This is a genomic window from Pseudomonas nitroreducens NBRC 12694, assembly GCF_002091755.1.
GTDB lineage: Bacteria > Pseudomonadota > Gammaproteobacteria > Pseudomonadales > Pseudomonadaceae > Pseudomonas > Pseudomonas nitroreducens.
The window spans coordinates 390,339-413,949 of sequence record NZ_BDAI01000004.1; the positions used below are offsets into that span (position 1 = coordinate 390,339).

27 protein-coding genes are annotated in these 23,611 nt (G+C 66.1%); 18 read left to right on the plus strand and 9 right to left on the minus strand.

From position 1 onward, the window contains the following. Positions 1-4 precede the first annotated feature (4 nt). The 9 genes from PNI01S_RS14110 to PNI01S_RS14150 all read left to right on the plus strand — a co-directional run bounded on the left by PNI01S_RS14110 (position 5) and on the right by PNI01S_RS14150 (position 7,477). Positions 5-769 carry a class I SAM-dependent methyltransferase gene (locus tag PNI01S_RS14110; RefSeq protein ID WP_038803463.1) on the plus strand — a complete coding sequence of 255 codons (765 nt, stop codon included), beginning with the start codon at positions 5-7 and terminating at the stop codon, positions 767-769. A 66-nt stretch (positions 770-835) separates the two neighbouring features. Beyond that, the gene (locus tag PNI01S_RS14115; RefSeq protein ID WP_037006843.1) at positions 836-1,621 is read left to right on the plus strand and encodes an ABC transporter permease; all 786 of its coding nucleotides are present in this window, start codon (positions 836-838) and stop codon (positions 1,619-1,621) included. Further along, the gene (locus PNI01S_RS14120; protein ID WP_037006841.1) at positions 1,621-2,850 is read left to right on the plus strand and encodes an ABC transporter ATP-binding protein; all 1,230 of its coding nucleotides are present in this window, start codon (positions 1,621-1,623) and stop codon (positions 2,848-2,850) included. Before PNI01S_RS14115 ends, PNI01S_RS14120 begins: the two co-directional genes overlap by 1 nt. Next, on the plus strand, positions 2,847-3,986 hold the full coding sequence (locus tag PNI01S_RS28345; protein ID WP_038803462.1) for a glycosyltransferase family 4 protein: 1,140 nt from the start codon (positions 2,847-2,849) through the stop codon (positions 3,984-3,986). Before PNI01S_RS14120 ends, PNI01S_RS28345 begins: the two co-directional genes overlap by 4 nt. A gap of 150 nt (positions 3,987-4,136) precedes the next feature. Further along, the gene (locus PNI01S_RS14130; RefSeq protein ID WP_024763707.1) at positions 4,137-4,331 is read left to right on the plus strand and encodes a DUF1127 domain-containing protein; all 195 of its coding nucleotides are present in this window, start codon (positions 4,137-4,139) and stop codon (positions 4,329-4,331) included. Between the two features lie 92 nt (positions 4,332-4,423). Further along, complete coding sequence (locus tag PNI01S_RS14135) at positions 4,424-4,744, plus strand: DUF2388 domain-containing protein (protein WP_024763706.1); 321 nt, start codon at positions 4,424-4,426, stop codon at positions 4,742-4,744. A 111-nt stretch (positions 4,745-4,855) separates the two neighbouring features. Then, positions 4,856-5,149, plus strand: a complete 294-nt coding sequence (locus tag PNI01S_RS14140; RefSeq protein WP_024763705.1) for a DUF2388 domain-containing protein — start codon at positions 4,856-4,858, stop codon at positions 5,147-5,149. 37 nt (positions 5,150-5,186) lie between these two features. Beyond that, entirely contained in the window at positions 5,187-5,522 is a 336-nt protein-coding gene (locus PNI01S_RS14145) for a DUF2388 domain-containing protein (protein WP_024763704.1), read from the plus strand. Further along, complete coding sequence (locus PNI01S_RS14150; protein WP_065327711.1) at positions 5,519-7,477, plus strand: DUF7844 domain-containing protein; 1,959 nt, start codon at positions 5,519-5,521, stop codon at positions 7,475-7,477. Before PNI01S_RS14145 ends, PNI01S_RS14150 begins: the two co-directional genes overlap by 4 nt. Positions 7,478-7,525: 48 nt before the next feature. On the opposite strand, the gene PNI01S_RS14155 is transcribed toward PNI01S_RS14150, so the two are convergent. The 5 genes from PNI01S_RS14155 to PNI01S_RS14175 form a co-directional block, all read right to left on the minus strand. Then, a complete protein-coding gene (locus PNI01S_RS14155; RefSeq protein ID WP_024763702.1) occupies positions 7,526-7,927 on the minus strand; it encodes a GFA family protein in 402 nt (133 codons plus the stop codon). Positions 7,928-7,942: 15 nt separating this feature from the next. Continuing rightward, complete coding sequence (locus tag PNI01S_RS14160) at positions 7,943-8,656, minus strand: phytanoyl-CoA dioxygenase family protein (RefSeq protein ID WP_084358451.1); 714 nt, start codon at positions 8,654-8,656, stop codon at positions 7,943-7,945. After that, positions 8,653-9,579, minus strand: coding sequence for a LysR family transcriptional regulator (locus PNI01S_RS14165; RefSeq protein ID WP_037011732.1), 927 nt, complete (start codon positions 9,577-9,579; stop codon positions 8,653-8,655). The genes PNI01S_RS14160 and PNI01S_RS14165 overlap by 4 nt, the downstream gene beginning before the upstream one ends. 75 nt (positions 9,580-9,654) lie before the next feature. Continuing rightward, the gene (gene speB, locus PNI01S_RS14170; protein ID WP_084358452.1) at positions 9,655-10,611 is read right to left on the minus strand and encodes an agmatinase; all 957 of its coding nucleotides are present in this window, start codon (positions 10,609-10,611) and stop codon (positions 9,655-9,657) included. A gap of 27 nt (positions 10,612-10,638) precedes the next feature. After that, a complete protein-coding gene (locus PNI01S_RS14175; protein WP_038803461.1) occupies positions 10,639-12,024 on the minus strand; it encodes a sodium:solute symporter family protein in 1,386 nt (461 codons plus the stop codon). A 220-nt stretch (positions 12,025-12,244) separates the two neighbouring features. On the opposite strand from PNI01S_RS14175, the gene PNI01S_RS14180 reads away from it, so the two are divergent. Both PNI01S_RS14180 and PNI01S_RS14185 read left to right on the plus strand, forming a co-directional pair. Beyond that, positions 12,245-12,472, plus strand: a complete 228-nt coding sequence (locus tag PNI01S_RS14180) for a CopG family ribbon-helix-helix protein (RefSeq protein WP_024763698.1) — start codon at positions 12,245-12,247, stop codon at positions 12,470-12,472. Continuing rightward, positions 12,469-12,750, plus strand: coding sequence for a type II toxin-antitoxin system RelE/ParE family toxin (locus PNI01S_RS14185; protein WP_024763697.1), 282 nt, complete (start codon positions 12,469-12,471; stop codon positions 12,748-12,750). Before PNI01S_RS14180 ends, PNI01S_RS14185 begins: the two co-directional genes overlap by 4 nt. Positions 12,751-12,993: 243 nt before the next feature. Here the strand turns inward: PNI01S_RS14185 and PNI01S_RS14190 are convergent, their stop codons facing one another. After that, on the minus strand, positions 12,994-13,281 hold the full coding sequence (locus PNI01S_RS14190; RefSeq protein WP_024763696.1) for a DUF2218 domain-containing protein: 288 nt from the start codon (positions 13,279-13,281) through the stop codon (positions 12,994-12,996). A 97-nt stretch (positions 13,282-13,378) separates the two neighbouring features. On the opposite strand from PNI01S_RS14190, the gene PNI01S_RS14195 reads away from it, so the two are divergent. Continuing rightward, complete coding sequence (locus tag PNI01S_RS14195; protein WP_024763695.1) at positions 13,379-14,296, plus strand: LysR family transcriptional regulator; 918 nt, start codon at positions 13,379-13,381, stop codon at positions 14,294-14,296. Positions 14,297-14,339: 43 nt separating this feature from the next. After that, the gene (locus tag PNI01S_RS14200; RefSeq protein WP_084358453.1) at positions 14,340-14,795 is read left to right on the plus strand and encodes a GNAT family N-acetyltransferase; all 456 of its coding nucleotides are present in this window, start codon (positions 14,340-14,342) and stop codon (positions 14,793-14,795) included. A 1-nt stretch (position 14,796) separates the two neighbouring features. On the opposite strand, the gene PNI01S_RS14205 is transcribed toward PNI01S_RS14200, so the two are convergent. Together PNI01S_RS14205 and PNI01S_RS14210 are read right to left on the minus strand one after the other, a co-directional pair. Further along, positions 14,797-15,825: a helix-turn-helix domain-containing protein gene (locus tag PNI01S_RS14205; protein WP_231387660.1), complete on the minus strand. Its 1,029-nt coding sequence runs from the start codon at positions 15,823-15,825 to the stop codon at positions 14,797-14,799. A gap of 73 nt (positions 15,826-15,898) precedes the next feature. Next, positions 15,899-16,849 (minus strand): alpha/beta fold hydrolase, encoded by a 951-nt coding sequence (locus tag PNI01S_RS14210; protein ID WP_065327707.1) that lies wholly within the window; start codon positions 16,847-16,849, stop codon positions 15,899-15,901. 213 nt (positions 16,850-17,062) lie between these two features. Between PNI01S_RS14210 and PNI01S_RS14215 the strand changes: the two genes are divergently transcribed. Together PNI01S_RS14215 and PNI01S_RS14220 are read left to right on the plus strand one after the other, a co-directional pair. Continuing rightward, positions 17,063-17,989 carry a LysR family transcriptional regulator gene (locus PNI01S_RS14215; protein ID WP_084358454.1) on the plus strand — a complete coding sequence of 309 codons (927 nt, stop codon included), beginning with the start codon at positions 17,063-17,065 and terminating at the stop codon, positions 17,987-17,989. Positions 17,990-18,060: 71 nt separating this feature from the next. Next, positions 18,061-18,345 (plus strand): hypothetical protein, encoded by a 285-nt coding sequence (locus PNI01S_RS14220; protein WP_065327705.1) that lies wholly within the window; start codon positions 18,061-18,063, stop codon positions 18,343-18,345. A 33-nt stretch (positions 18,346-18,378) separates the two neighbouring features. Here PNI01S_RS14220 and PNI01S_RS14225 read toward each other — a convergent pair whose 3' ends face one another. Further along, a complete protein-coding gene (locus tag PNI01S_RS14225; protein WP_065327704.1) occupies positions 18,379-19,305 on the minus strand; it encodes a LysR family transcriptional regulator in 927 nt (308 codons plus the stop codon). A gap of 96 nt (positions 19,306-19,401) precedes the next feature. Between PNI01S_RS14225 and PNI01S_RS14230 the strand changes: the two genes are divergently transcribed. From PNI01S_RS14230 to PNI01S_RS14240, 3 genes are all read left to right on the plus strand, one after another. After that, the gene (locus tag PNI01S_RS14230; protein WP_065327703.1) at positions 19,402-20,250 is read left to right on the plus strand and encodes an AraC family transcriptional regulator; all 849 of its coding nucleotides are present in this window, start codon (positions 19,402-19,404) and stop codon (positions 20,248-20,250) included. Between the two features lie 84 nt (positions 20,251-20,334). Then, complete coding sequence (locus tag PNI01S_RS14235; protein ID WP_084358455.1) at positions 20,335-22,164, plus strand: DUF1302 domain-containing protein; 1,830 nt, start codon at positions 20,335-20,337, stop codon at positions 22,162-22,164. A gap of 11 nt (positions 22,165-22,175) precedes the next feature. Then, positions 22,176-23,513 (plus strand): DUF1329 domain-containing protein, encoded by a 1,338-nt coding sequence (locus PNI01S_RS14240; protein ID WP_084358456.1) that lies wholly within the window; start codon positions 22,176-22,178, stop codon positions 23,511-23,513. The last annotated feature ends 98 nt before the right edge of the window (positions 23,514-23,611 follow it).

Consider the following 23,611-nt stretch of genomic DNA (forward strand, 5'->3'; position numbering starts at 1 on the left):
GACAATGACGACACAGAATAATTACAAGTACAACGCCAACGATGACGCCATCAGCTTGTGGCAGAAGAACTTCACAAGTCGAATCGGTGATGGCTCGGGCGACCCAGAGGAAGAGTTTCTGACGCACGTCAAGCTGGTCGCTCAGTTGAAGCCGACAACCCCATGGTTGGAAATCGGCTGTGGCCTGGGACGGATGATCGAACTGCTGGACACCGAGCGCAACGCGATAATCGGACTAGAGCCGGACCAGGATCGTTTTTCTGACTGCAAGAAGCGATATCGGGGCAAGGGCAACATCGAGATCTTCAACATCACCAGCAGAGAGTTGCGGAAAACTCAACCTGCTGCTCGATTCGACCTGATTCTGAACTCCATGGTGCTACAGCACGTCTCTACCGGCATTTGCGATGAAATTCTCCAGGACATTCGCGAACTGCTATCTCCTGACGGCGTCGCTCTCGTCTCAACGACTCAGAATTGCAAGGAGCTGTTCACCTTCCAGAGCAGCCCCAAACACCAGACACGCCAGGAGTTCGACGACTATGCCGCCAACCCAGGCCAACAGTCCTTCGGTATTCCCGTGCGCAAATTCAGCAAGGATTCTTTCCTCTCCGCCCTCGACTCCAATGGACTGGCCGTACTCCACTGGGGACAGTTCAGCTACATCCGCCCAGAGAAAGTCGATTGGTTTGCCAATCAGTATCAGGTGAGCAGCAGCGACATCAGGGACGTTGGCGACAGCCAGTACGCCCTGCTCAGGCGAAAGTGAGTACGCGAGATCAGCTCGCCTCGATCCAATCCGCACACCCGCTATTTCCACACTTCGGGGATTCAGATGCTAGGCAGTCTCTGGGCCTTTCGAGGCTTCGTCATCAGCAGCATCCGCCGCGAGTTCCAGGCGCGCTACCGCAACTCCCTGCTGGGGGCGCTGTGGACCGTGCTCAACCCGCTGGCGATGATCCTGGTCTACACGCTGGTGTTCTCGCAGCTGATGCGCTCGCGCCTGCCAGGCGTGGACAATCACCTGGCCTACGGCTTCTACCTGTGCGCCGGTTTCCTGGTATGGGGCCTGTTCACCGAGATCACCGGGCGCAGCCAGTCGATGTTTCTCGACAACGCCAATCTGATCAAGAAGCTGAGCTTCCCGCGGATCTGCCTGCCAACCGTGGTCATCGGTACCGCGCTGGTCAACTTCGCCATCACCTTCGTCCTGTTCCTGCTGATCATCAGCGCAGCCGGGGCTTTCCCCGGACCCGCGCTGCTCGCTCTGCTACCCCTGCTGGCGATCATGCTCGCCTTCGCGGCAGGCCTGGGCATGCTGCTGGGGGTGCTGAACGTGTTCTTCCGCGATGTCGGCCAGCTGTTTGGCATCGTGGTGCAGTTCTGGTTCTGGCTGACCCCTATCGTCTACCCGATCGCGATCCTGCCCTCCTACATCCGGCCGCTGGTGGAAATCAACCCGATGACACCGCTGGTGGGGGCGTTCCAGACGGTGCTGGTGTACCAGCGCTGGCCGGACTGGGCCTCCCTGTGGTCACCGCTGCTGATTTCGATCCTGCTCTGCGGGGTGGGCCTGCTGCTGTTCCGCGCTCGCTCGGGTGAAATGGTGGACGAACTCTGATGGGCACGATCGTCGTAGAGAAACTGGGCAAGGCCTACCGCCAGTATCCCAGCAAGTGGGCACGACTGGCCGAGTGGATCACTCCCGGCCGGCAGCTCCGCCATCAGTTGCACTGGGTCCTTCGAGACGTGAGTTTCCGCATCGAACCCGGCGAAGCGGTGGGCATAATCGGCGTCAATGGCGCCGGCAAGAGCACCCTGCTGAAGATGATCACCGGCACTAGCCAGCCCAGCGAAGGGAACATCCACATGCAGGGCCGGGTCGCCGCCCTGCTGGAACTGGGCATGGGCTTCCACCCGGATTTCAGTGGCCGGCAGAACGTCTACATGGCCGGTCAGCTACTGGGCATGAGCATCGGCGAGATAGACCGGCTCATGCCCGAGATCGAAGCCTTCGCCGAAATCGGCGAGGCCATCGAACAACCGGTGCGCACTTACTCCAGCGGCATGCAGATGCGCCTGGCGTTCAGCGTCGCCACGGCCCAGCGCCCTGACATCCTGATCGTCGACGAAGCCCTGTCGGTCGGCGACGCCTACTTCCAGCACAAGAGCTTCGAGCGCATACGCCAGTTCCGCAAAGCGGGCACCACGCTGCTGCTGGTCTCCCACGACCGCCATGCCATTCAGTCGATCTGCGACCGCGCGCTGTTGCTGGAGGCCGGGCGGCTTGCGCTGGAAGGAAAGCCCGAAACGGTATTCGACTACTACAACGCGGCACTGGCGAACCGCGAGGAAGCCCTGATCCGGCAGGAGACACTGGCCGACGGCCGCGTACAGACCTCATCGGGCACGGGCGAGGCTCGAATTGTCTCGGTGATGTTGCGCGACACCAAAGGCAGCGCCGTGGAAGCAATCGCCATTGGCCAGGCCGTGACCCTTGAAGTGGAAGTCTCGGTGGAGAAGGCAATTCCTCGGCTGATCCTCGGCTTCATGATCAAGGACCAGCATGGCCAGCCCATCTACGGCATCAACACGCACCGCCTCGACATGGCGCTGGAGGACCTCCAGGCCGGTGAGCGGGCGCGCTTCCGCTTTGCCTTCGAAGCCACGCTGGGCAAGGGCCACTACTCCGTGGCCATCGCCCTCTCCGCCTACGACTCGCACCTGGACAAGAATTATGAATGGCGCGATCACAGCCTCATTTTCCACGTCCTCAACCAGGGCAAGGAAGACTTCGTCGGCTCGACCTGGCTGGGCGCCCGAGCGCAAGTAGAGAAGGTCGGTGCATGAGGTCCGTGCCGCGGGTCGTGCTCAATGCCAGCATCCTGCTTGCCCCGCAAGCCGGCATCGGCCGGTATGTCGGTGAGCTGAGCCGCGCCCTGCAGCAGCGAACCGACGTTCACCTCTCGTTCACCTACGGTCTGCGCCATGGTCCGCAGTTGCCTGCCCAGGGGCTGAGCCACTACTCGCTGCTGCGCGATCTGGCGAAACGCCTGCTGCCGTCGCCTTACCAGGCCAAGCGCTGGGTGGAGCGCCGCACCCTCAGGCGCGCCCTTGACGAGCAGAATGCCGACCTGTACCACGAGCCTTCGCTGTGGCCGCAGCGTGTCGATCGCCCGATGGTGTTCACCCTGCATGACCTGACCCACGTTCATTATCCGCAGACACAGCCAGCGGATCGCCTGCGCGCCATCGAAAAAAGCCTGGACCACGCCCTGGGCAATGCGCGCAGAATTCTCTGCGTCTCCGAGTCCACTGCCCAGCAAGCCATGCAGCACTATGGCCTGAACCGTGAGCGCCTGTGTGTCACACCCCTGGGCGTCTCAGCGCATTTCCGGCCATGCAGCGCAGATCAATCCTTGCCGACACTGCAGCCCCTCGGCCTGCGCCATCGTAAATTCCTGCTCTGCGTTGGCACCCTCGAACCACGCAAGAACCTCGAACTGGTGTTCCAGGCCGTTCAGCACCTGCCCTCCTCCTTCCTCGAGCACTGCCCGCTGGTGCTTGCCGGCGCTCGCGGTTGGGGAGAAATCCCACTCTCACTGGCGCAACTGGAGCGCAAAGGACACCTGATCCGCACCGGCTATCTGGAGCGCGAGCCATTGCATCTGCTGATGGGCTCGGCACGCACGCTGCTGTTCCCTTCCCTGTATGAGGGTTTCGGCCTGCCCATTCTCGAGGCGATGGCCAGCGGCACCCCGGTGATCACCTCCAACTGTTCCTCCATGCCGGAGGTCGGCGGAGAAGCCGCGGTATATATCGATCCGACACAGCCGGAACAGCTGGCCGAGGCAATCCTGCGCCTTCATGAAGACGACGCCTTGTGGGCAACCTTGCAGCTGGCGGGACTCAAGCGCGCAGGCGAATTCTCCTGGGAGCGAACCGCGGAACTGACGATGAGCGCCTACCGCGCAGCGCTGAGCTAGCCCGCAGCAGAACAATCGTGCGTCCTTCGCAGCGATACAGTTGCCGGCAGACCTGGACTGCTCTAATACAATTTCGCCTCCCTGTGCCTGCCCGCGCGCCCTCACCGAGCCCATCCTAATTCCACAGGAACGGACCGGGAGGAACCCGCCATGCAAAGTTTCGTCTCCACTGCTCATCCCAAACCCGACACACCGCGTCCGGGCTTGCGCCACCTGCTGCGCCAATGGCACCAGAACGCCCGCACCCGCCGCCAGCTCGCCGAGCTGAGCAGCCTGCAACTGGCCGACCTGGGCATCAGCCCCAGCGAGCGCGTGAGAGAAATCTCGAAACCGTTCTGGCGCTGAATGCTGGTGACGCCGATCAGTCTTGGCTAGTCTGACCACAGTTAGAGTGGCCGCCCCGGCCACCTCTGTTTGGTCTTATCCGGAGCCACTCCATGAAGAACAGCCTTCGCCTGATTGCCGCCGCCGCCCTGATCGGTTGCACCACCGGCGCCTTCGCCACCAGTTTCGTCTACACCACCGACCTGTCGGTACGTGCCACTGGCGCCACTTCCGACGGCACCTCGGATATCAGCAACTCCTTCAAGGACGACAAGATCGTCCTGGAAGCCCGTGACGACGCCGCCACCTTCGTCGCCAGCCAGGGGCAGATTCGCGGTGCGCACCTGGAAGCCGCCCTCGCCCACATCCGCAGCAAGCTGCCGACCCTGGCCGCCAACGACCAGCAGCTGGCCCAGGCCATCCTGACCATCTGATCCACCGCTCGCCCCCTGCCGCGCCGGGCGCTCCGCCCGGCGCTCTGCGCTGGCTCTCCACAGCGCATTCCGTTAGCCTTGTCGGCCGTGCTTTTCCGATCGTCCGAGCCCATGCGTACCCTGTTCTTCCTGCTGCCGCTGCTTGCCTGTTCCCTGCCTGCCCAGGCATTCGACCAGACGACCCAGTTTCCGGTGGGGACCAGTTACGCCACCAGCCAGGTCACCAGCGCGCCCTTCGACAACAAGCTGCTGCGCGGCGCCCGCGATGACGCGGCGCTGTTCGTTGCCTCCGACGGCGCCCTGCGCGGTGCGCGCCTGGAAGCGGCCCTGCACTGGCTGCGACGGGAACACCCCGGGCTGGCGGCGAATGATCGGGAACTGGCCGAAGCCATTCTTGCCAAATAAGTTGTGAGCAGCCCTCGCTGCCCTTTCGGAGACATCCATGCGCCTCAGTTCGCTGTCCAAGAGCCCTCTGATCCTCGGTCTGCTGTTCGCCGCCTGCGCGTCCACCGCCCAGGCCCAGTCGGTGGTCCGCGTGTTCAACATCACCACCAACGCCTTCGCCCGCAGCATCGATTTCACCTCGGACACCACCACGTCCGTGCGCGACATGAAGGTCGTCCGCGAAGCCCGCGACGATGCCGCCAGCTATGTCGGCAGCGATGGCGCGATCCGTGGCGCCCAACTCGAAGCCGCCTTCAAGGTTCTGCGCGAGCAGGTGCCGCAGGCGCGCGAGGCCTCCGACCAGGACCTGGCTGAAGCCATCCTCGCTCTGTGAGACTCCGGGCTGGCCGCTGGCTGGCGGCCCTGGCACTGACCGTCGCCGCCAGCAGCCACGCCGCGCTCCGCCTGGAGCTGGATGAGGAAGGCCTGAACGCTGCGCAGCGCCAGGCCAGCCAGCAGCTGCTCGACGAGGCCCTGCACACCCTGCCGGACAGCTTCGTCGCACGCCTGGATCGCAAGGTCCAGGTGCAGTGGCGCGACGACCTGCCCAGCAACGGCATGGGTCGCACCTTGCGCCCCGGCGCCATCGCCCTGAATACCCGCTACCTTGGCCCGCTCACCGACGGCACCGCCGCCACCGAGCAGACCGGCCGCACCCATGGCACCCTGCGCCGGGAACTGCTGGCCACGCTGCTCCATGAGCTGACCCACCTCTACGACCGCGCCCGCCTCTGGGAAACCGACGAAGGCCGGGTGATCCGCCGCTGCACGATGCGCGACAAGAGCCTCGGCCGCGTTGGCGCGCCGGATGAATGCCGTGGCCAGACCGGCCGCCGCTTCACCCTCTCGGACGACCCGCGCCTGCTCGACCTTGCCGGTTGGCCGCAGTACGCCGGCAAACATGGCGAGCGCGAACAGCACAATCGCTTCCTGCTGCGCAGCCCGGACAAATACGAGCTGACCAACCCGCGCGAGTACGTCGCGGTGAACATGGAGTACTTCCTCCTCGACCGCAGCTTCGCCTGCCGCCGCCCGACGCTCTATCGTTACTACGCAGAGCGCTTCGGCGAGCGCCCGCATGACGAGTGCTCGACCCAGTACGCCTACCTGAACGCCGGCCGCGACTTCGGCCGCCAGCCGCTGGGCTATCTCGACCCGGAACGGGTCTACGAGGTCGACTACCTCATCGCCGAGGCCAACAACGAGATTGCCAGCCGCTGGGGCCACACCATGCTGCGCCTGGTGGTCTGTGCGCCGGGCCGCCCGCGCGGCCCGGCGTGCCGCCTGGACCTGGACCAGCACCTGGTGCTGTCCTACCGCGCCTTCGTCGGCGACCTGCAGCTGTCCAGCTGGGACGGCCTGACCGGCGCCTACCCCTCGCGCCTGTTCGTGTTGCCACTGTCGCAAGTGATCGAGGAGTACACCAAGGTCGAGCTGCGCAGCCTCGCCTCGATCCCGCTCAGGCTCAGCCGCGACGAGGTCAACAGCCTGGTGGAGCGCTCCGCGCAGAGCCACTGGAGCTACGACGGCAACTATTACTTCCTGTCCAACAACTGCGCGGTGGAGACGCTGAAGCTGTTGCGCAGCGGCATCCAGCGCCAGAGCCTGCAGACCATGGACAGCATCACGCCCTATGGCGTCCTCGGCCTGCTGGAGAACAAGGGCATTGCCGACGCCAGCGTGCTGGACAACCCCAAGGAAGCGCTGCGCCTGGGCTATCGCTTCGACTCCTTCCGCGATCGCTACCAGGCCATGTTCGATGTGCTGAAGACGCGCATGAAGGTGCCACAGGACAAGGTCGAAGACTGGCTCGCCCTCCCCGCTGTCGAGCGCCGCCCGTGGTTCGACAAGGCCGACTTGCGCTCCAGCGCCGCCCTGCTGCTGCTCGAACAGGCGTCACTGCGCCGCCAGCTGCTGCTGGCCCAGGACGAGTTGAAGCGCTTGTACCTGAGCAACCCGGAGGCCATGAAGAGCAAGCCCGACCTCGCCGCCGCCGGCAAGACGCTGCAGCAGATCCTCGACGACAGCGGCTTCCTCAGCCGCCCTGCCGAACTCCTCGACGGCGGCTACGGCCTGCCCCAGGCGCCGGAAACGGCGACCCTGGAGAAGCAGACCCAGCAGCGCCAGCAACGCCTGCGCCAGCTCAGCGACAACCTCGATCGCGAAGTGCGCGCCCTGCTCACCCCGGAGCGCCGCGACGAGCTCGCGGCGCTGGAAGCCAACGCCAAGCAGATCGGCGCGCACCTGCGCGAACTGCACAAGGCAGCGGGCGGGCTGGAGTTGCCCTGAGACTCCGCCCATCCTACGAAGGCTTCACCTTGACGCCATCTCCGAGCACTAAAGCTTCTCCTCCCACTCCTCCTCCAGCTGCTCGTCCAGATGAATCCACGGCAGCCGGCTGTTCACCCAGATATGTCGATCCGGCACCACGGTGGCAACCTCCTCCAGCGTCGCCGTGGTGATATCCAGCGTATCCGGCGCCTGGTCGGTGAACAGGGCCAGCTGGGCACCACAGTTGCGGCAGAAGTAGCGCACGCACGGCGGCGAAGAGCGGTATTCGGCAGGCTTGCCGTGGGTCCAGCGAAAGCTCTTCAACGGCACCGTGACCCAGGTGGTGACGATGCCGCCGGTGGTGCGCCGGCAGATCGAGCAATGGCAGTGAGCGACGTCCTTCAGCTCGGCGTCGCACTCGTAGCGCAGCTGGCCGCAATGGCAGCCGCCGGCATGTACAGCACTCATCGTTGATCCTCCCAGTCAGTCGTACTCGGCCGCGTCGTGGTCGCCCAGCAGCCGGCGTTGCCGCGGTGTGCAGGCGGCGAGCACCTCAGGGTTGAAGGTCCAGTCCAGGTAGGGCGAGAACTTCTGCGCGACCATGCGCCGGCCATAGTGCACCTGCAAAAGGTAGCGCGTGCGCTGACTCGTGTTGCGGCTGCCGGCGTGCCACAGGTCGCTGCGAAGCAGCAGGCAGTCACCGGCGCGGCACAGCACCGGTTCGGTGGCCCGGCCCTGCCACGCGCACTCGTCCGGGCCCGGCGCGCGGCCGGCACGGTGGCTGCCGGGAATCACCCAGGTCGGGCACAGCGCCTCGTCGATGTCGTCGAGGTAGATCTGCGCGGTACAGATGAACATCGGCACGTCGACGGCGGGCAGCGCGACAGGCAGGTAATCCTGGTGCATTTCCGCACCGATGAACCCCGGATGGCAACGCCAGGCGGTCTGGCCGATGACATGGCAGTCACCGCCCAGCGCCGCCTCGGCCAGCTCGATCAGCCCGGGCGGATCGAGGTACGGCAGCCAGCGCGGCGACCGGTTGAACACACACTTGTAGTGGTCCACCAGCCCTTCGTAATCCCAGTGCAGCGGCCGCAGGCCGTCGATCAGCGTGCGCACCTCGGCGACCTGTGCCGCGTCCAGCAGGCCGCGCAACAGGACGAAGCCGTCCTCGTGCAGGGCACGCAGCGCGTTCACACCGGCGCCACGCCGCTGCCCAGCCGCGCCTGGGCACGCTCCAGCGCATCAAGGAAGGCCGCCAGCGATTCGCCGGGCTCCGCGCCCTGACGCGTGACGCAGTGGAATTCCGAGACATAGGCCAGCTGCGCCGGACGGATCGCGCGCAACCGGCCATCGGCCACCCACTCGCCGGCATAGTGGCTCGGCAGGTAGCCGATGAAGGTGCCGCTGAACACCAGGTTGGCGATGGCTTCCATGCTGTAGGCGTTGGTCGCGCGGCTGAACACCAGGCCGTGGGGCCGCCGGCTCTCGGCCATGTAGCCGCGCCCGACATACTCGGCAGCGCAGATCTGCTCCAGCGTCGGCTCGTCGTCCTGGCGGGCGAAGAATGGATGTTCGCGGGCGCAGTAGAGGTTCTGCTCCTCGCGGAACAGGGGCTGATAGCGCAGGCCGGACAAGCGATGGTGAAAAGCGCCAATGGCCAGTTGCAGGCGCTCTTCCAGAACCGCGTTCTCCAGCTCGTCCGGGCGCTGCGTATGCAGGTTCAGGCGCACCCGCGGATTGTCCCGGCGGAACAGCTGGATCGCCAGCGGCAGCGGCCAGCAGTGCTGGCCAAGCACGCCATCCACGCAACCCAATTGAAGGATCTCGCGGTTGCGCCCACCCAGGCCGGTGACCTGCTCACGGAAGCGCTCGATGTCGGTGAACAGGCCGAGCGCCGCGTCGTAGAGCTCCTGGCCCTCATCGGTGAGCTGGAAGCCGCTGCTGCCGCGCCGGCAGAGCGAATAGCCCAGACGCAGCTCCAGATCCCGCACCAGCACGCTCAGGCGCGACAGGCTGGTATTCAGGCGCACCTGGGCGGAGGTGAAGCCGCCTGCCTCGACAATGGTGCAGAAGGTGCGCAGCAGGCGCAGGTCGATATCGGAAAGATTGCCCAGCATGGGAGTTCTCGCGGCGGCGGGCGCAGGCCTTTCGTTATAGCGCCGAGGACGCCGCCGCGTGAACCCCCACGACGCTCAGCGGCGAGCGGCCAGTGAATCGGCGAGCACGCAGAGCAGCTCGAACATCATGGTCGCGCCCACGAGCGCGGTCGCCCCGCCCTGGTCGAACGGTGGCGACACCTCCACCACGTCCGCGCCGATCAGGTTCAGGCCCTGCAGTCCGCGGATCAGGTGCTGCGCCTGCAGCGTGGTCATGCCGCCGATCTCCGGCGTGCCGGTGCCGGGCGCGAAGGCCGGGTCGAGCGCATCGACGTCGAAGGTCACGTAGGTCGGCTCCTGCCCCACCACGCGACGCACCTCCGCCAGCGTCGCCTCGACGCCGAGGTCGGCGAACTCTTCCATGTGGATCACCCGGATGCCGCACTCCTGGGCAAAGGCTTCATCGTCTGCGTCGTAGATCGAGCCGCGGATACCGATCTGTACCGTACGCTTCGGATCGAGCAGCCCTTCTTCGATGGCGCGGCGGAACGGCGTGCCATGGGTGTACGGGTTGTCGCCAAAGTAACGGTCGTTGGTGTCGGAATGGGCGTCGAAGTGGACCATGCCGACGGGCCGCTCCGCGGCCAGCGCGCGGAAGATAGGCAACGTCACCAGGTGGTCGCCGCCCACCGACAACGGGATGGCGCCAGCGGCGTGAATGCGCCGGTAGAAGCCCTCGATGCGCTTGAGCGAATCGAGCAGGTCGATGGGGTTCACCGGCGCATCGCCGATGTCACCGACGCGCACCAGATCGTAGGGGGCGATGTGGCTGACGTGGTGCACCTTGCGCATCAGGCTGGACTGGTTGCGCACCTCGCGCGGGCCGTGGCGGGCGCCGGCGCGGTTGGTGGTGCCGCCGTCCCAGGGCACGCCGAGCAGCGCGATGTCCACCTGCGCCGGGTCTTCGAAGATGGGCAGGCGCATGAAACTGGGAATGCCGGCGAAGCGGGGAATTTCGGCGGCGTCCAACGGTTGGGGGAAGTCGTGGGTCACGGTTCGTCTCCTGGCTGCGAAAGGGATTCAGTCGGCCTGCGGCTGCAGGCCGATGGCAGGCTTGCCGGCGAGGCTGACCACCACGAAGGTGACCAGGCTGGCGAGCAGGCCGTAGGCGATGGGGGTATTGGCGAGGATGCCGTCGATGGCCATGAACAGGACCACCACCAGGCTGCCGACGACGATGCTGGCGATCGCCCCGCGGGCCGATGCGCGGCGCCACAGCAGCGCGCCGAGGATCGGCACCAGCAGGCCGCCCACCAGCAGGTTGTAGGCAATGCTCAGGGCGCCGATGACGTCGTTTACCAGGCATGCCAGGACCAGCATCACCACGCCCATCAGCAGGGTGAACAGGCGACTCTCGCGCAGGCCGTTGGGCGCACCGGGGCGCAGGAAGCGCGCATAGACATCCTCCTGCAGCACAGTGGCGGCGGCGAGCAGGCAGCCGGAGGCGGTGGACATGATGGCCGACAGCGCTGCCGCTACCACCAGCCCGCGCACGCCCGGCTCCAGTACCTGCCGGGTAACCTCGGCGTAGGCGTTCTCCGGCACCGCCAGGTTGGGGATCAACACGTGGGCGGCGGCGCCGATCAGCGCGCAGGCCAGGCCGTAGAGCATGCAGTAGATACCGGCGCCGAGGCCGGCGTAGCGCACCACCTTCTCGCTGCGCGCGGTGAACACACGCTGCCAGATGTCCTGGCCGATCAGCGCGCCGAAGAAGTACAGCAGGAAGTAGGTGAGGATGGTGTCGAGGCCGATGTGGCCAAGGTCGAAGAAGCCCGCCGGCAGCACCTCCTGCATCCGCGACAGGCCGCCCGCCTCGTGGATCGACATGGGCAGCAGCACGGCGAAGATGCCGAGGGTCTTGATCACGAACTGGATGATATCGGTGAGGGTCAGCGACCACATGCCGCCGATCACCGAATAGAAGATGACGATGCCGCCGCCGCAGAGGATCGCCGGGATGCGCGGCACATCGAAGACCACCTCGGTCACCGAGCCGATGGCGATGGTCGCGGTGACCGCCACCATCAGGTCGTAGGCGACCATCACGATGCCGCCGATCAGCCGCGACGACGCCTGATAGCGCTGCTCGAGGATCTGCGTGACGGTGTAGACCTTGAGCCTGGCGATCTGCCGCGAGAACACCAGGCTGAGGACGATGATCCCCAGGCCCAGCATGAACACCAGCCACAGGCCGGACAGCCCGTAGAGATAGCCGAGCTTCACCGTACCAATGGTGGACGCGCCGCCAAGCACCACGGCAGCCATGGTGCCCAGGTACAGGCCCGGGCCGAGCCGGCGCCCGGCGACGAGGAAGTCGTTCTGGTTGCGCGCCTTGCGCATTCCGTACCAGCCCAGGGCAAGCATGCCCAGGGCGTAGACCAGCATGATCAGGTAATCGAGCAGCATCGCGGGGCTCCTGTTGTTGTTGTGTGGGCCGCCCGGCAAGCCTGATGCGCCCCGCCTCGCCAACAAATCCCCAATGCCGGAAGCCAACTTTCGCCGGCGCGAAAGTGGCGGCCTGTCCCGCGCCTGCCGAAGAAAAACCTGCTCAAGCCAAGTGCTTGATTCGTATACGTATGTTATCGTTGTAAACACTGTATACAGCGTAAACGGAGCTGTTCAAAAAGTGACCACCGTTGTTTCGTTCCGCGCCGATGACAGCCTCGTGGCGGCGCTGGACCAACTGGCCCGCGCCACCCACCGGGACCGGCCGTATCACCTGCGCCAGGCCCTGGCGCAGTACCTGGAGCGCCAGAGCTGGCACGTGGCGGCCATCGATGAAGGCGTGGCGGACGCCGATGCCGGCCACCTGCTGGAGCACGCCGCCATCGAAGGCAAGTGGGGGCTGGCATGAGCCTGCAGTGGACGCACAAGGCCGCAGCCGACCTGGACGCCATCTATGACCACTACGTCGTGCTGATCGGCCCGGAGAAGGCATTAAGGGCGATCCAGGACATCGTCGAGCAGGTCAGCCCGCTGGCGAACCTGGACCTGAGCAGCAGCGGCGTGCCGAGCGAAGTCCCCGGCGTGCGCGAACTGAGTGTCGAGCGCTGGCCGTACCAGGCCGCTTTCCGGGTAAAGGGCCGTTCTGTACAGATTTTGCGCATCGACCGTGTGGATAACCCGGGGTAAAAGTGGCCACACGGTTACAAGATGTTTCAAGGCATTGACTTTTCTTATTGATCATAAATCGATCAATAGAGCAAAGGCGTATTACTTGGTCAATCAGCAGCATTCAGGGATAAGAACGAATATTTTGTGACCAATCGGTAGTGTTCAGTCAAAATTCCTGAGCGACGTCTGGCGTTTTCCAGGCAACAAAAAACCCGGCCTTGGCCGGGTTTTTCAGTTTTTGCGCTTTTCCGCCGGGTGATTTCAGGCGGCTTGCCAGTTCACCGGCAGTTGGCCTTCTTTCCAGGCGAAACGGTCGAGGTGGCTGACTACCACGTTCTGCAGGCGCTCAAGGCCTTCGGCATCAGCGGACTCGGCTTCCATCAGCAGGGCTTGCGCGGTGGCGTGCAGGCGGCAGGTGCCGAAATCGAAGGTCAGGACGCCCCGGTCTTCGGTCAGTTCGACCGGCAGCTTGTGGGCGAAGTGGTTGCACAGGCGCTTGAGGTAGCGCGCGGCATCGGGGGTAGGGACGGTGGCACGGCTCGAAGGCATCGTTTCTCTTCTCCATTTTGGGAGATGACATCCTAGGCGCCGGCAATCAAGGGAAAAACCCGCTATTTTGCCTTTCACTCTTTAGCGGAGCTTCACAATGGACAATCTTCGCGGCATGGCGGTGTTCGCCACCGTGGTCTCGCGCGGCTCCATGGCCGCCGCGGCCGAGGCCCTCGGCATGACGCCCTCGGCGGTCAGCCAGCAGATTCGCAAGCTCGAAGCCCACGCCCAGGTCACGCTGCTGCACCGCACCACCCGCAAGCTGACGCTGACCGAAGCCGGCGAGGCCTTCTACCGCAGCTGCGCGCAGATGCTGGCGATTGCCGAGGAAGCCGAGCAGCGCCTGGGCGAATGGCGTGAAGCGCCGGTGGGCGAGCTGCGGCTGGCGGCACCGGTGGGCTTTTCCGGCAAGTTGATCACCGAAGCGCTGCGGCCGCTGCTGGAGAACCACCGGCAACTGCGCTTGCAGCTGTTCTTCCATGACGAGCAGATCGACCTGATCGAACAGCGCATCGACCTCGCCATCCGTGTCGGCAGCCTCTCTGATTCCAGCCTGGTGGCGCGCCATCTGGCGGAATGGAACAACGTCATCTGCGCAGCACCCACCTACCTTCGGCGCATCGCCGCCATCGACCATCCCCAGCAATTGCAGAACGTGGACTGGCTGGCGCTGAACACCGTGGCGCACCAGGCCTACCTGACCTTCAGCGGGCCGGGCGGAGAAACCTGCAAGCTGCGCCTGGAGGCGCGCGTCGCCGCCAACAGCATGATCGCCCTGCGCCAGTTCACCCTCGATGGCCTCGGCGTGTCCTGCCAACCGGAACCCGAAGTGCGCGAGGCACTGGAGGAGGGCAGGCTGGTGCGCCTGCTGCCGGAGTGGTCATTGCCGCCATTCGGCATCTACGCCGTCACTCCGCGCCGCGACGCCCAGCCGGCCAAGGTCAAGGTCGCCATCGAAGCGCTGCGCCGGCACCTGGGCGGGTCCGCGACACTGCGCTTCCACGCGCCGGTGTGAGCCGCGTTACCATGGCCTTCTCGATGACCGGAGTGAACAGAACATGGCCCTGAACTGGACCTGCAAGCACCACCGCGACCTGACCAAGGAAGAGCTCTACGCCATCCTGCAACTGCGCACCGAAGTCTTCGTGGTGGAGCAGAAATGCCCGTACCAGGAAGTCGACGGCCTCGACCTGGTCGGCGACACCTGCCACCTGATGGTGGAGCAGGATGGCCAACTGATCGGCTACCTGCGCCTGCTCGATCCGCAACGCCATGACGGCGACGTGGTGATCGGCCGCGTGGTGATTGCGCCGGCCGGGCGCGGCAGCGGTCTTGGCCACCAGCTGATGGAGCAGGCGCTGCAGGCCATTGCCCGGCGCTGGGCCGGCCTGCCGATCTACCTCTCGGCCCAGGCGCACCTGCAGGGCTACTACGGTCGCTACGGCTTCGCGCCGGTGACCGAGGTCTATCTGGAAGACGACATCCCGCACATCGGCATGCGCCGCAACGCCTGACTCAGCGGGGCAGAGCGTCGCGCCAGGCACCGGGGCTGGTGCCGTACCAGCGGCTGAAGGCGCGGGAAAAGCTCTGCAAGTCACCGTAGCCGAGCTGGTCGGTGATCTGTGCCAGAGACAGCAGCGGATCCTCCAGCAAGTCCAGCGCGCGGAAGCGCCGTTGCTCGTCCAGCAGTTCGCTGTAGCGCCAGCCGTGGCTGAGCAATCGCCGCGCGGCGGTGCGCTCGGTCAGATGGCGGAGCTCGCAGAATGCCTGGAAGCTCGCGCCCTGGGGCAGTTCGCGGGCAATGTAGTCGGCGGCCTCGTCCAGCAGGGTACGCTGGGTCTGGCTGCGCGCCTGGTCGAGCAGGCCGACCAGGGTGGCCTCCAGCTCGGCGTTGGGCGGCGACAGAGGGCGGCGGTACAGCTCCGGCCACAGGTGCAGCACCACCGCCTCCGAGCGCCAGCGCAGAGGCACGCGCAGCGCCTGCTGGTAGACATGCGGACTGGCCGGTTCGACGCCGGGCAAGTCGATGGCCAGCAGGGGATCGAGTGGAATGCCGCTGGCCGACAGCTTGCGCCGCAACAGGCTGCAGATACCCACCACGGTGTATTCGCTGCTCTGCCGCCCCGACAGCAGCGCACCCTGTTCGCTGAGTACCAGGGCGATCTGCCCGCGGTCCTCGCGCAACTCGGCGCGCAACGAACCGTTGAAATACGGGAAGTACTCGCAGAAGTAGGCGCAGGCCGACTCCAGGGTCGGCGCCACGTCGAACAGGTAGGTCAGGCCGTTGGTCAGGGTCGAGGCGAAGCGCTTGCCCGCCAGCAGGCCGATGGCCGATTCGCCGCTGGCCGCTTCGGCCTGGTCCCAGAAGCGCCGCGAGAGGAACAGAGGCACCCGCACCAGCGGCGTGCGCAGCTCCAGCAGCGTGCGGCGGAAGCTCGCTTCCAGCTCATCGCCCGGCACACCGCGCGCCAACAGCTCCTCGATGGCCGGCAGCAGGGTCGGCGCGTAGAAGGCGTTGGACAGGTCGGCGGGACGGGGGCTCATGGGCTCGGCAGCTCGGGATGGCGGCGCGACCGACCTTACGCATTGCGCCCGATGCCCACAAGCGCCAACGAATTCAGGCCGGGTAATGGCGCGTGAAGAAGTCCAGCAGGTAGGCATTCACCTTTTGCGGCTGCTGGTTCTGGATCCAGTGCCCGCAGTCCCCCAGCACATGCTGCTCGAGGTTCGGCACATGCTCGGGCATGCGCTGCAGGGTGTACGCCTCGAAGCGCCCGACCGGGTCGCGGTCGCCGATCAGGAACAGCGTCGGCTGCTGTACCTGGCGCCCGACCAGCGACTCGGTGCGCTGCCAGCTGCGCTCGAAGTTGCGGTACCAGTTCAACGCGCCGTGGAAGCCGCGGCCCTGGAAGGTTCGCACGTAGTACTGGAAGTCCTCGGCGCTGCACCAGCTCGGGTGCTGCGGCGGGGTCGGCAGGCCGTCGAACAGGCGGCCATCGGGGGACTGGTCGGGCGCCAGGCGCACGTTGTCACCGAGGAAGTGCCGCAGGCTGATGGCGACGTCCGCGTCCAGCTCGGCCTCGGCGCACCCCGGCTGCTGGAAGTAGAGGATGTAGAAGAATTTGCCGGCGAACACCTCGCGCATGATCTCCACGGCGGGGCGCTTGGCGCGGCCGGCGAAGGGAACCGACAGCGTGGCCAGCACCTCGACGCGCTGCGGCTCCAGCAGCGCCAGGTGCCAGGCCACCGGGGCGCCCCAGTCGTGGCCGACCATCGCTACGCGCTCGTGGCCCAGGGCATCCATCGCTCCCTGGATATCCGCGCACAGGGTCAGCACGTCATAGGCATCCACCGCGTCGGGCGCGCTAGTCTGGCCGTAGCCGCGCATCTCCGGCACGAACACGCGGTAGCCGGCGGCAGCGAGCGCGTGCATCTGGTGCTGCCAGGAATGCCAGCACTCGGGGAAGCCGTGCAGCAGCCAGACCGGCTTGCCACTCGGCGGGCCGCAGCTGTAGAGGCTGAGCTGGATGCCGTTGACCGCCAGCAGCTGGTGATCAAACTCGTTCATGGCCGGGGCTCCCGCGAAAGGTGATGACACAGGGAGAACCACTATGCCAAGTCCCGCGCACATCGCCGAAGCGCATTCATCAGCCGAATGCCGGCACCGCGTTCATCGGCGCAGCACACGGATGATCGGAAATTGTCCTGTAGCGCTGGCGGCGCGGGGCAGGGCGCTCACTAGCATCCACCGCTCGCTTTCGCGCCCAACGCGGTACCCGCCATGCTCGACCTACGCCAACTGGACCTCAACCTGCTGCTGGCCTTCGACGCCATCTACCACCAGCGCAGCATCACCCGCGCCGCCGAGGTGATGAACCTCACCCAGCCGGCGATGAGCAACGCGCTGCGCCGCCTGCGCCTGCTCTGCGCGGACCCGCTGTTCGTCAAGACGCACCTGGGCGTGGCGCCGACGCTGGTGGCGCACCGGCTCTCCGGGCACGTCCGCGACGCCCTCGACAGCCTGCGTGACGCCCTGCACCACACACCCGCAGCACTGGCCACGACGCCCACGCGCAGCCTGCGCCTGAGCTGCCCGGACACTTTCCAGCCGCTGCTGCTCGATGCGCTGTGCGAGCAGCCGGAGCAGCACTGGCAGGTGCGCTACTACCAGAGCCGCCGCCGCGAAGCGTTGCACGAGTTGGCCACCGGCAAACTCGACCTGCTGATCGACGTCGACCAGCCGATTTCCCAGCAGAGCGGCCTGCGCAAGCTGCCTCTGCTCAGCGACCACTATGTGTTCGCCCATGGCGCGGCCTTGCAGCAGGCGCCGCGTACGCTGGAGGAATACCTGCGGGTACCGCAGATCCAGGTGTCGCAGCGCCGCGATGGGCTTGCGCCGGTGGACCTGGAGCTGGGCCTGCGTGGCCAGCGCCGGAGCATCGCCGTGAGCGTGCAGAGCGCACTGGCCGCACGCCTGATCGCCGACCGCCAGCCCTTCGGCCTGACCCTGCCCAGCCGCGTCGCCGAGCTGTTGGGGCTGCAGCAGAGCCCGCTGCCGCTGGAGCAGCCGCTGTGCCTGGAGTTGTGTCTCTATGTGGAAAGCCGCTACCGCTTCGAGCACGCGATGGAGCGAGCCCTGACCGGTATCCAGCAGGCGTTCGCCGGCCTGCGGAAACCGCCACGGCAACGCATCGCCCTGGAGCGCTAGGCGAGCGTTCCCAGGCATGCGACCGGTGGCTAAGCTTGTGGCCAACGGATGCCATCGACAGCGGGAACCCCATGAAGCGAATCCCTACCGCCAGCCTGTGCCCCGAACTCGACGCGATCCTTCGCGCGGAGCTGAGTGCCGGCAACCAATTGGGCGAAGGGCCGGTGCGCACCGACTGGCCGCAGCCCGGTTCGATCTACGCCGCATTGCGCGACAGCCTCCGCGTTCCACTGGGCGAGTTGACCGGCCCGGTGAAGCATTCGATCTGCCACGATCCACATTACGGCTGGCATGACGAGTGTTTCTGCGAGCAGCATGGCGACCTGCTGGTGGCCGGCAGCACGCAACATCCCTGAGGTTTCAGCAGAGGCCGGCGCCGCTGCGCCCCATCAACCCGCATGACTTCCGCGCGGCAAGCGCCGATCGGCCGCGAAGATCGCCTCGATCATCGCCTGCGCCGCCGGCGACAAGCCGTAGCCCGCGCGGCTGACGATGCCGTAGTGCAGGCGCAGCTCGGGGCGGTCCTGGGGCACGTCGACGATCTGCAGGATCGCCACCTCGCCGCGCTGCACCGGATCGTGCAGGGCCTCCACCGCGGCGAGGCCCACCGCATCGGAACGCGCGACGATATGCAGGATCGCGGCGAACTGCGCGCACTCGACGTTCATGTGGAAGTCACGCTCGCCGAGCACCTCGGCCAACACCTTGCGCAGCGGCGGCGGGATACGCGTACCGACGCGCGGGTAATCGAGCAGGGCGGCCAGGCGCAGCGTGCCCTGCCCGGTCAGCGGGTGCCCCGGCCGGCAGAAGAAGCGCCCCGGGCGCAGGTCCATCCAGCGCACCTGGTAGTCGGGGTCGCCGGCGAAATTGCGCGCATCGCCGATGAAGAATTCCACCTGCTCTTCCTTGAGCAACTGGGCCATCTGCTCCCAGTCGCCCATCAGGAAGCCGACATCGATGGCCGGGTGTGCGCGGATGAAATCCGCCATCGCCTCCGGCACCAGCAACTGGGCGGGGTAGGGACCGCAGCCGAAGCGCAGTTCGCCGGCATTGAGGCCGTTGTACTGCTCCAGTTCGTTGCGCAGCGAACGGGTGCCACTGAGCAGGCGACGGGCGTGCTGCAGCACCAGCTGACCCTGGCCGGTGAGGCGGAAGTCGCGACTCTGGCGGTCCACCAGCTCGCAGTCGAGATCACGCTCCAGGGTCTGGATGCTGCGGCTCAGCGCCGACTGGCTGAGGCCGATGGCATCGGCGGCGCGCTGGAAGTTCTGGAAGTCGGCGAGGGCGGCCAGGTGGCGAAGCTGTCGGAGTTCCATCATGCATCCTGCGCATCAAAGTGTTGAGTCGAATGAATTTGATGGATAACAGAGCGAGCTGATCTAGTAAACCGGTCGCTGAACCGGTACCCCGCCATGTCGCCCCTGCTCTTCGCCTCCAGTGCCTTCGCCAGCACCATCCTGCTGCACGCCGCCCGCCTCGGACTCAGCGCCGTCGACCTGCGCCTGCGCGCCGGTATTGCCGAAGCTTTGCTGGAAGACCACCGCGGGCGCATTCCAGCGCTGCAGGTGGAGCAGCTGTGGCGCGAGTGCGAGCGGGCCAGCGGTAATCCGCACTTCGGCTGCGAGCTGGTCAACGGCATGGCGACCCATTGCCTGCAGGGGCTGAATATCCTGCTGGATTCCGCGCCGGACCTGGGCACCAGCCTGCGCGCGTTCTGCGAGCACGTGCCGTCGGTGACCAATTGCGTGGACGCACGGTTGGAGTTCGATGGCGAGAACACTCGCCTGGTCCTCGATCCGGTCACCCAGAACCTGCACCACTTCGGCCTCGACGCCGCCGTGCTCACCTTGATCCGCAATATCTCGCGGCGGATCGGCCGCTCGCCACAGGGCGTGTTCAACGCCGTGGGGATCGGCCCGCGGCAGCGCTGCGAGGAAATGCTGACGCTCTGGAATGTGCCGTGGCAGGTCACGCCGACGCCATTCCTGCAACTGCCCACTGCGCTGCTGGACACGCCGCTGCCGGGCGCCAACGAGTTCCTCTACCAGAGCCTGCGCCGCCAATGGTGCGGCACCGCGCAGACCGGGGAGGGCGATGGCCTGAGCCTGGCGCGCATCTGGCTGCGTTCGTCCGACCAGCCCATCGAACGCATCGCCGAACGCATCGGCTACCGCCAGAGCGGCAACTTCATCCGCGCCTTCCGCAAGCGCTTCGGCATCACGCCCAAGCAGTTCCGTCTGGGCCAGTCGATCGGCGCATGATCGAAATTTGTCGCTCCCGGCTTGTGGCGGAAAGGGCCGCCGCCGTCATGGTGCTCCCGCGGTACCTCATACCCGGAGCCCATAATGACAAGAATCCATCCGGCCGCCGTTCCCCCCGTCTGCCGGGGGCGGCGCCCACGCAGCTTTGCCCAACCTCTCCTGCTGAGCCTCGCGGTGACCGGCGCCAGCCACGCGCAGGCCACCACCTTCGAGCTGAACGACGACTGGAGCCTGTCCACCAAGACCACCCTGAGCCAGGGCGCCAGCTGGTCGGCGCAGGCCCCGGACCGGCACCTGATGACCCACGCCAACGCGGTGCAGGCGCAGCACATCAATAACGCCGACGGCACCAGCGTCAGCGCCGACGACAACCGCCTGAACTTCAAGAAGGGCGACCCGATCTCGCAGATGTTCAAGGGCCTCACCGACTTCAGCCTGGATGGCCAGGGGCAGGGCGCGTTCATCCGCTTCAAGTACTGGTACGACAACGCCTACGAAACCGGCGACGGGCGCTTCAAGGACTTCGACGACAGCGGCTGGCCGACCCTGGCGCGCTACCACGGCTTCGATACCCTCGATGCCTACGTGTGGAAGGACTTCGACGTCGACGAGCATCCGCTGAACCTCAAGCTCGGCAAGCAGGTGCTGTCCTGGGGCGAGGCGATCCTGATCCAGAACGGCATCAACGTGATCAACCCGCTGGACTACAGCGCCTTCAACAAGCCCGGCGTGGACATCAAGGAAGGCCAGCTGCCGGTGGAGATGCTCTCGTTCAACCTCGGCCTGACCGACAAGGTCAACCTAGAAGGCTTCTACCAGTACAACTGGCGACCCAGCGTGCTGGACGGTTGCGGCACCTTCTTCGCCACCAGCGACGCCATCCAGCCCGGCTGCGGGCCGCTGTACCTGAGCCAGACGCAGACCGACGCGCAGATGCAGGCCGCCGGCCTGTACGCCGCCCACGGCGACGACCAGGACCCTTCCGACCAGGGCCAGTGGGGTGTCGCGCTGCGCACGCTGATCAGCTCGCTGAACGACGCCGAGGCAGCCTTCTACTACGTCAACTACCACGCCCGCCTGCCGTACCTGGAGCTGACCGCGCGCGACGCCAGCAAGCCCGGCAACTTCCCCATCGGCCGCGTGCAGGGCCCGGTGTACGCCGCTGCGTTCCCGGAGAACATCCATCTCTATGGCCTGAGCATCAACGGCGCGCTGCCCGGCTGGGGCACCTCGCTGGGCGCGGAACTGAGCTATCGGCCGAACATGCCGGTGGCCATGAACGGCTCGGACATGAACGTGGCGATGATCACCGGGCCATCCGGCAGTTCGGCCATCGAAGGTATTCCGGCCAGCGCCACCACCACCGGCCAGAGCCTGGACGGCTGGGTGCGCAAGCCGGTGTGGCAGATGACGGCCTCGGCCACCCAGATCATCGACAACGTGCTCGGCGCCACGCGCCTGACCCTGCTGGGCGAGGCCGGCGTGGTGCATGTCGGCGACCTGGGCGACGAACGCCTGGGGCGCAACGCCGCCTTCGGCCGCAGCGCGCGCCTGGACGGCGCCGCCTGCAACGCGCCGAGCACCGGCGTGACCAACCGCTACTGCACCGACGACGGCTTCACCACGCCCTGGTCCTGGGGCTACCGCCTGCGCGCCGGCCTGGAATACAGCGATGTGCTGCCGGGCGTGAACATGCTGCCCAGCCTGAACTTCCGCCATGACGTGGAGGGCTACTCCTACGATCCGGGCGGCCCGTTCCAGGAAGGGCAGATGGCGGCCGGCCTCTCCCTGGCCTTCAACTACCTCAACGATTACAGCCTGGAGTTCGGCTACAACGCCTTCTTCGGCAACAACCAGTACAGCACGCTCGACGACCGCGACTTCTACAGCGTCAGCGCCAAGGTCGACTTCTGAGGAACCTGCCGATGCAACTCATGCGAATCACCGCCCTGGCGCTGGCCATGGGCCTGGCCGTTGGCGCCCACGCCGACACCGTTGCCGACCTGGGCGGCAAACTCACCCCGGTGGGCGCCGAGAAGGCCGCCAACGCCGACGACAGCATCCCCGCCTGGGACGGCGGCCTGGCAGCCAACGCCGGGCAGGTCGACGCCAAGGGCGGCTACGCCAACCCCTACGCTGCCGAGAAGCCGCTGTTCACCATCACTCCGGCCAACGCCGCGCAGTACAGCCAGTGGCTCAGCCCCGGCGAGCAGGCGATGCTCAAGCGCTACCCCAACACTTACAGGATCAACGTCTACCCGAGCCACCGCAGCGCCCGGCTGCCTGACGAGATCAACGCCGAAACCCGTAGGAACGCCGAGCAGAGCAAGCTCGCCGATGGCGGCAACGGCGTGCTGAATTACCACCGGGGCGTCCCGTTCCCGCTGCCCAGGGAGGGCGTCGAGGCGATCTGGAACCACATCACCCGCTACCGCGGCGGCAGCATCGAGCGCACCTTCAGCTCGGCCAACGTGAAGGAGAACGGCGTCTACAGCCTGGTGCGCTCGCAGACCGAGATGAACTACGCCCAGACGATTTCCGACCTGCCGGCCGACGCCAACATCCTCTACCTGTTCAAGACCCGCGTGCTGGAACCGGCGCGGTTGTCCGGCGAAGCCGTGCTGTCCCACGAGCCGATGGACCAGGTCGCCGAACCGCGCGCCGCCTGGCAGTACATTCCCGGCCAGCGCCGCGTGCGTCGCGCCCCGCTGATCGCCTACGACAACAGCGCGCGCTACAGCGACGGCATGATCACCGCCGACAGCCTCGACGGCTTCAACGGCGCACCGGATCGCTACGACTGGAAGCTGGTGGGCAAGCAGGAACTGTTCGTGCCCTACAACAGCTTCCGCCTGTACGACCGCTCGGTGAAGTACGCCGACATCCTCAAGACCAACCACCTCAACCCAGACCTGGCGCGCTTCGAGAAACACCGTGTGTGGGTCGTCGAAGCCACCCTCAAGCCCGGCGCGCGGCACATCTACAGCAAGCGTCGCTATTACCTCGACGAGGACAGCTGGAACATCGTCCTCGGCGAGTTCTACGACAGCCGTGGCGAGCTGTGGCGCAACTACCAGTCCCATGCCATGCCGTACTACGACCAGCAGTTCACCTACGAGGCGCTGGCGGGAGCCTTCGACCTGATCAGCGGGCGCTACTTCGTCAATGGCCTGATGAACGAGGAGAACAGCGGGCTGAAGACCGGGCAGACGGCGACGATGAGCGACTACACGCCGTCCGACCTGCGGCGCTGGGCGAAGTAAGACCTGCGCTCCCTTATCCCGGCTGGGCGTAGCCGGGACTGTTGCGCCCTCTCCGGATTACGGAGAGGGCGTTTTTGCTTTTCGGCGGGATGCTGCTG